Source organism: Streptomyces sp. L500 (assembly GCF_054551825.1).
In genome coordinates, this window is the sequence record NZ_JBTOLC010000062.1 from 20,780 (window position 1) to 27,410 (window position 6,631).

Below are 6,631 nucleotides of genomic sequence, written 5' to 3' on the forward strand. Positions count from 1 at the left end.
GTCAGCCCGTGGACCCGTCAGCGCCGGCGACGGATACCGGGAACGTCCCGTCCGCGCCCACAGGGAACCGACGTCAGCCCGTCGTCGGCATGTCCGCCAGCTCCAGCCTGCCCCCGGCCAGGGCGATGGTCGCGGAGACCAGTGCCCGCAGGCCGATGCCTTCCGAGAACTCGTCCGGCGCGTAGAGGTACTGCATCGTCAGTCCGTCGACGCCTGCGAGGAAGAAGCGGGCGATCGTCTCCGCCGGCTGGGCGAGTTCGTATCCGGCCCGCGCCGCCACCTCGGTCACCAGCCTCGCTGTCACCTCGCTCACCCCCCGGTAGTAACCCTGGTAGGCCTCGTTCAGGCCGGGGGTGCGCAGGGCGAGCATGCTCAGCTCGGTGAGCAGACGGTAACGAGCCGTCTCCTCCTGCACGGCGCGCCACAAGGCGGCCGCCATCGCGACGATCGTCTCCTCGAAACCGGCGCCCTCGGGCGCCGCCCGCTCGACCCGCGAGGTCAGGTCGTCGGTGAGCCGCTCCATGACCGCCCGGTACAGGTCCGCCTTCGTACCGAAGGTGTAATGGACCGTGGCCTGCGCGACGCCGAGCTCCGCGGCGATGGCGCGCGTGCTGCCGGCGGCGACGCCCTCCCTGGCCATGAGGTCGATGGCCGCTTTGATCAGCTGAGGACGGCGCTCGGCCGCGGAGACGTGAGCCATGCCCGCATTGTATCGACGACCAGGTCGATTGATTGAGTCGAACGACCCAGTCAAGACTAGTCAAGACCCCCGAGAGCTACGGCCGCCGAGTCCTGGGTGATCGGGCCGCTGACCTACCGCCAGGGGTGTGTGATGGCGTGGGCGGAAAACTATGGGTGCAGGGAGACGGCGGCGGAGCTGGCGTAACGCCAGGTGCTCGCGCTGATCTGCCGCTCGTAGACACAGGCGGCGTGGTACGCCTCGCGCACCGCGTCGATGTGATGATCGAGCGCGGTGTAGTCCTTGAGCAGCTCGAGCTTGGTCATCAGTCCGAAGGTCCGCGCGCGGGCCAACTCCCACGCCGAGAACACAGCCTTGCACCCCAAGCCCCCTGCGACCGAGCGACAGAGCACACCGGCGTGATCACACGGTCCGGCACAGCGGCCGCAGGAGGGGCAGACCGGCCTGCTCGACTCGCGTCCGGCGCAGTGCCCGGCCCCGGACGCCGTCTGCTGCCCGTTGCCGAACAGCTCCTCCGGTTCCCGGAGCCGGTCTTTGACCTGCCGCCGCTTCGCGGATCGCCGGGTCGATCGTCGGTAACTTCTTCGCCGTCTGGTGGGCGGCGAGCGTGGAGCTGCCGGAGGCCATTCACCCGATCGGGCGCCTAGTTGGGTCGCCACGCAGAGTGATAATTTGGCTACTCATAGCGAGGGGTTGGTTGGGCTGGCCTCCGCTGTCTCTTCCAGGGGGGAAGACGTGCGATCTTCGATCCTCAAGCGTGCCATGGCCGTGACGGCGGCCTGCCTCGCCGTCTTGGCAGTGACTCCTGCCGCCGGGCATGCGGTCGAGGCGAGAGCGGCCTCGGCCACCGCCCCGCGCCCGACGATGCGCCAGGAGAAGAACTACCAAGTCGAGGTGGACAATTTCTCCCGCCAGAATTTCGACGAAATCGCCCTGGCGTTCACGCGCAACAGCACGCCCGTCACCCAGATCCTCCACCAGTTCAACGTGCCGGCCTCCAGCGTGATCATCTTCGACCTCGGGCCGTGCTCCGACGTCAAGCAGTACGCGGTCAGCGGCCTCGTGGGCGGCGAGCGCAAGTTCACCACCGGCGACGTCGACGCCGACCCCGTCGGCTGCGACGACATCGTCACCATCCGGGACGCGGGCGCGCTCGAAATGCACCGGAAGGCCCGATGAGGCGCGCGGTCAAGGCGGTCTGTGCCGCCTCACTGGTACTCGCCGCGACCGTCGCGTCCGTGTCGCCCGCTTCGGCCGGACGCCTGGCAGAGGCACCGAGCTACCAGGTTGACGTCGTCAATCACTCCGGCTTCGGACTGGACGAGGTCGACCTCGCCGTCGCGCGCTTCAGTGACCCGGTCATCCGGCTGCAGACCCAACGCCACGTGGTGTCAGGGGCCACGGTGACCTTCGACCTCGGCCCTTGCTCCGACGTCCGGCAGTTCGCGGCCAGCGCCTTCATCGGGAACCGCGAAGTCCTCCACACCGGGGACATCAACCCCAGCCCGACCTGCCACACCCAGATCGAGATCACACACACGTGAGCACGGCGAGAGGGGACGGCCAGTGAAACACCGCACGAGCATCCTGCTCGCGCTGCCCGTAGCGGCATTGCTCAGCACCACCGCGGGCGCGGCCCCGGCATACGCGGCCAACGGCCGGTTCATCTTCGAGAACTCGGCCAGCAGGACGGGAGAGATGAACAACCCGCCCTCGGGCAGGTGCATCAAATTCCCCTATCCGGTCATCAGGGTCACCAACGCGACCAACCAGAAGGCTCACCTGTTCCCGGACGACAAGTGCACGACAAGAGAGATCGCCGTCGTGGCAGCGGATCCCGGAACAGGCCGGGGCACGGCATGGAGCAAGCCGGACGGAACCCCGTCCGCACTGGCAGTGAAGTTCGACTGCGACCTCGTCGCCTGCTCCTGAGCCACTCACCTTGAAGCTCGCCGCCACGATCGCCGGCAAGACATGCGGCCCGGACCGTGGAGTCCAGGCCGCACGTGCCGGTCAGGGGCGGGGCGCGTAAGGGTCGGCATACGGCTCGACGGCCTGCCGGATCTTCTCCTGTGCGCGGACAGGTCGGCGTCGGCTGGTAGACCGTGCGGCGCACCTTCGAGCCCCAGAAGGCCGGCAGCAGTGCGTAGACCACGCGCTCGTCGAGTCCGTCGTGCTCGGCTGCCTCGCCGAGGTGGATCCAGGCGCGGGAGAGCAGGTCGGTGCGGCGCTGGGCCTGCTGGGCCTGGCGGTGGTGGACTTCCAGGCAGAAGCGGATCCACAGGTGGGTATCGCGCTCAGGAGGCCAGGCGGGGCTGCCGACCTGTTGCAGGACGCGGTAGTAGGCGCAGGTGCTCTGGGCGCGGCCGAGCCGTTCCTCGATGGAGGAGAACTCCGGCGGCAGCAGGCACGTCGGCTCCCGGGCGAAGACGAGCGTGGACACGGCGCGGGACATGCGGCCGTTGCCGTCCTTCCACGGGTGGATGTTCACCAGGTTCAGGTGCGCCATGGAGGCCCGCACGTGGACCGGGGCGTCGAGGTCACCGTCGTTGAGCCGGTCGATCAGCTCCCCCGTCGACCCCTCGCGTCGGCCAGGGACTGGAGGCAAGCGAGGCCCCTGTGCCAGGTGCCGTCCCGCTGCCATCGGCGGAACAGGTCGTAGATCCGGCCCCACGGCCCGTACTCGACGGGTACGTCCCTCCACGGAACCCCTGTCCGAACCCGGAACCATATGCCGTCGATCAGCTGCCGTCGGGGCCAGACGGGCGGCCGCCCCGCCTTCGTCCCCTTCGGCGACAACGGCTCCAACACCGCCCACTGTTCGTCCGTGAGATCTCCCCGTGCCATGAACCGTGATCATTCACAGCCCAAGATCCACTTTCGATACACGGCCTGGGGCCACTCCCTCCCTATCACCGCGCCGCTCGAACTCCACCGCACCGCGCTGCGGCAGGCCGCCGTCCTCGCCGCCGAAGCCGCCGGCCCCGCCGAGCGCAAGGCCCACCGGGTCTATGCCGCCCGGATCACAAACCGCGGCGACCGCGCCCTGATCGTCAGATGCTTACCGCTCACCACGGCCTGATTGATCCAACCAAGTGCGGTGGAGTTTCCCGGGGTGCCCCAGGGCATTGAAGACCGTCCAGAACGGCGGCCGCCGGATCTTCACGGGGCTGGAGGGCGGAGTCGGCCGCCTCGCCTTCAGGTAATACTCCGGCGGCCGACCGACGATCGGGATCGGCCAAGACGGGCCTTCGGGCCGGAATCAGAAGGCGGGAGCCCTCGGCACACAAGGAGCGGCCGGGGCTGAGGGGTCCAGGGCCCGCTTGACCAGTCCGATCGCACGCGGGCTGTACGACATGCTCGGGTGGGCGGAGAAGTCGACGAAGCAGCCCTCCTGCAAGGTGATGTTCTGCACCGTTGCTCCGGGGCCCGCCGTCATGAACGTGCTCCGCCAGGGGGTGGTGATCTCGTCGTACTTCGTGCCGATCACGGTGTAGTCGACCCCGGGAACGGTGTCCCCGTCGGCGTTGAGCTCCTTGATGAAGTCGGACTTCTCGTACTGCTGGATGCCCGCCTTCCCGAGGGGCTTCTCCCCGGACTCCAGAATGTGGAGCTTGTCGGCGAGGGTCTCGATGCCGCTGATGGTGGTGCCGTGGTTGGTCGCGCCGAGCTGGACGACCTTCTTGACCTTGTTCTTCGAGGGATCGCTCGTGTTCGCGCCACCGTCGGCCTTGAGATACCAGCGGGACAGGGTCCCGCCCTGGGAGTGGCCGACGAGGTCCACCTGCCCGGAGCCGCTGGCGGCGAGCACCTTGTCCACGAAGGCGGCCAGCTCCTTGGAGGACTTCTTGATGTCTCCGTAGCCCTTGACGGTGGGAGCGAGAGCCACTCCGGCGTCGTCGGTGTCACCGAAGTCGAGGGCGTAGACGCAGTAGCCCTGGGCCTTCAACTCGGGGGACATCCGGGCCCAGTTGTTGTAGCGGTTCTCGTAGGTTCCGTGTACCAGGACGACCGGACGCGGGTGGGCGGCGCTGGGACGGCAGTTCCAGTCGTTGGCGCCCGGCGGATCGATGTCGAGGCGGAGGATGGAATGGACCATGGCGGGAAGGAAATTGTCCTGCGCCGGGCCGGTCTCCGCTGCCGCGGACGTGGAGGCGGCCAAGACCGTCGCCACGGCGGCGGCACAGACGGCGGTGGCGTATCTGGGTATGTGCAAGACGGCTCCTGAGGAGTGCGGAACTCGGACCTCGCGCGATGTTTCTCATGAGTGCCGACCGAGGGCAGAACCCCGGGTGACCTCCCCCGACGTCGGCCTCGTGTCCCCGGGGCGACCCTCCCGGCCCTCGGTGTACACGTCAAGGCGAGAAACTCCAAAGGGAGGGAAGCACAGGCTTGGTACTCACACCCCACGATCAGCCGGATCATCACACCAGTCGCACCCGGCCATCACATCTCTACAAGATCGCGTTACGAGCTCTATGTCCGCAGACCGTTCCTGATGGCGTCGGTCACGAAGATCCTGCGGAAGTCGTGTGGAGAGAAGACGAGCGGTTCGCCGCCGGCGTCGGTCAGGCCCGTAGCGGCCGGCGCTGGTCGCCATGACGATGCCTGGGCCGTCGCAGGAGTACTAGCGGAAGAAGCGTGGCGAGGGACTGATCCACACCCAGGCGCTGCTGTCCCTGGCCCGTCGGAGGGTGGACGTGCTGCGCGTGTTCGTCACCCACACCGCCGACCCGTCAACGCTGTTGGCCCCCGCCGGCAGTCGGGAGTTGTGCTGGGTGACCTACCGGCAGGCGGTGCGTGTGGTCGCCGGTCCGGCCATCCCTAAGCTCGACGACTTCCTTGACGGGTATGTCGGCGGGTGGATCCCGGACGGCTGGAAAACCCTCGGCTGGCGATCTCGGACGGGATCGGCCGCCGTGGCCACCGGTGTCGGTGCCGCCTGCGCGGCTGCCGTGACCGGCCTGCGCCGCGTAGGCCGGCTCCAGCCGCCGCAACTGGCCCCAGCGGTGGCATGACGCCAGGGCGAGGGGGGACGGTGATCAGCCTTGGCGACCGGGTGCCGTGCGCCGGGCCAGTGCCGGTGGAGGTCGTCGATGACGAAGTCGTGGCTGTGCCGCCGGCCGCCCTCGCCCTCCCGGGCCTTCGCCAGGTGGGGATGGCCGGCGGGCAGGTCGGTGTGGGCGTGGCCGAGTCGGCCGAGGTCGTGCGCCGGCCACGTCGCCGCCGCCGCGAGTGCGGCGGCGAGGGCGAGGGCGTCGAGCACGACGGCGGTGACGGGCAGCCCCGCGCTTGCGGCGAGCCATCCGACGAAGAGGTAGGTCAGCAGCCAGCAGCCGTGGGAGAGGGAGAACTGGGCGGCGAACGCGGCCGGTAGATCCGCGTCCGCGGCGGAGCGGCGGATGACCCGCCCGCCCGGGGCCAGGACCACCGAGGAAGCGGCGCCGGATCAGCGCCCACACCGCGAGCAGGCCGGCCCACGACCAGGTGCCCGGTGCGGCAGCGGTCAACGCGGCGACGGCGGCCAGGACGGCCGGCACGGCGAAGGCGGCGGGCAGCATGACCGCGCGGTCACTGACCTTGGTGAGTACGCGGGGCAGGGCGAGAGCGGCGAGCATGGAACCGGCCCCGAAGGCACCCAGCGCCAGGGACACCGCGCTCGCGGGCTGGTGGAAGTGGTCGCGGACGATGACCACGGTGTTCACGTAGACGATCGCCCCGGCCGCAGCGACGGCGAGGTCGAGCGCGAGCAGGGACCGCAACCGGGGGTGACCCAGAACAGGCGCGAGCCGAGCGCGGCCTTGGCGTAGACGCTGTCTCTTCCCTCCACGGGGGCGGGTTTGGGTACCGTTCGCCTTGCCCCACCACTTTGCGTTGATGCATCCCGCCCCGCGAGGTTGACGACCTTCACCGGGTATTGCTGGCCGTAGT

At 69.1% G+C, this 6,631-nt stretch carries 8 protein-coding genes and 3 pseudogenes; 5 read left to right on the plus strand and 6 right to left on the minus strand.

Going from position 1 to position 6,631, the window contains the following annotated elements; translation table 11 throughout:
* Nucleotides 1-73: 73 nt before the first annotated feature.
* Both ACX9I7_RS30275 and ACX9I7_RS30280 read right to left on the minus strand, forming a co-directional pair.
* Nucleotides 74-700 (minus strand): TetR/AcrR family transcriptional regulator, encoded by a 627-nt coding sequence (locus ACX9I7_RS30275; RefSeq protein WP_387568160.1) that lies wholly within the window; start codon nucleotides 698-700, stop codon nucleotides 74-76.
* Between the two features lie 149 nt (nucleotides 701-849).
* Complete coding sequence (locus ACX9I7_RS30280) at nucleotides 850-1,005, minus strand: hypothetical protein (protein ID WP_387568157.1); 156 nt, start codon at nucleotides 1,003-1,005, stop codon at nucleotides 850-852.
* A 457-nt stretch (nucleotides 1,006-1,462) separates the two neighbouring features.
* Here ACX9I7_RS30280 and ACX9I7_RS30285 point away from each other — a divergent pair, with 457 nt between their 5' ends.
* Genes ACX9I7_RS30285 through ACX9I7_RS30295 form a run of 3 tightly spaced genes read left to right on the plus strand, consistent with a single transcriptional unit; the run spans nucleotide 1,463 to nucleotide 2,632 of the window.
* Entirely contained in the window at nucleotides 1,463-1,879 is a 417-nt protein-coding gene (locus tag ACX9I7_RS30285) for a hypothetical protein (protein WP_387568154.1), read from the plus strand.
* 59 nt (nucleotides 1,880-1,938) lie between these two features.
* Nucleotides 1,939-2,244, plus strand: a complete 306-nt coding sequence (locus tag ACX9I7_RS30290) for a hypothetical protein (protein ID WP_459389136.1) — start codon at nucleotides 1,939-1,941, stop codon at nucleotides 2,242-2,244.
* Between the two features lie 22 nt (nucleotides 2,245-2,266).
* Nucleotides 2,267-2,632, plus strand: coding sequence for a hypothetical protein (locus tag ACX9I7_RS30295; protein WP_459389139.1), 366 nt, complete (start codon nucleotides 2,267-2,269; stop codon nucleotides 2,630-2,632).
* Between the two features lie 562 nt (nucleotides 2,633-3,194).
* On the opposite strand, the pseudogene ACX9I7_RS30300 reads toward ACX9I7_RS30295, so the two are convergent.
* Both ACX9I7_RS30300 and ACX9I7_RS30305 read right to left on the minus strand, forming a co-directional pair.
* Nucleotides 3,195-3,344, minus strand: a pseudogene (locus tag ACX9I7_RS30300) (Fic family protein); the annotation flags it as partial.
* Nucleotides 3,278-3,547: pseudogene (locus ACX9I7_RS30305) on the minus strand (transposase); the annotation flags it as partial. The pseudogenes ACX9I7_RS30305 and ACX9I7_RS30300, both read right to left, overlap by 67 nt.
* Between ACX9I7_RS30305 and ACX9I7_RS30310 the strand changes: the two are divergent.
* On the plus strand, nucleotides 3,432-3,782 hold the full coding sequence (locus ACX9I7_RS30310) for a hypothetical protein (RefSeq protein ID WP_387568412.1): 351 nt from the start codon (nucleotides 3,432-3,434) through the stop codon (nucleotides 3,780-3,782). The pseudogene ACX9I7_RS30305 and the gene ACX9I7_RS30310 overlap by 116 nt on opposite strands.
* Before the next feature lie 180 nt (nucleotides 3,783-3,962).
* On the opposite strand, the gene ACX9I7_RS30315 is transcribed toward ACX9I7_RS30310, so the two are convergent.
* Complete coding sequence (locus ACX9I7_RS30315; protein WP_459389137.1) at nucleotides 3,963-4,916, minus strand: esterase/lipase family protein; 954 nt, start codon at nucleotides 4,914-4,916, stop codon at nucleotides 3,963-3,965.
* A 370-nt stretch (nucleotides 4,917-5,286) separates the two neighbouring features.
* On the opposite strand from ACX9I7_RS30315, the pseudogene ACX9I7_RS30320 reads away from it, so the two are divergent.
* Nucleotides 5,287-5,406 (plus strand): annotated as a pseudogene (locus ACX9I7_RS30320) (IS110 family transposase); the annotation flags it as partial.
* Between the two features lie 77 nt (nucleotides 5,407-5,483).
* Here ACX9I7_RS30320 and ACX9I7_RS30325 read toward each other — a convergent pair.
* On the minus strand, nucleotides 5,484-6,131 hold the full coding sequence (locus ACX9I7_RS30325) for a hypothetical protein (protein WP_459389138.1): 648 nt from the start codon (nucleotides 6,129-6,131) through the stop codon (nucleotides 5,484-5,486).
* Nucleotides 6,132-6,631 lie beyond the last annotated feature (500 nt).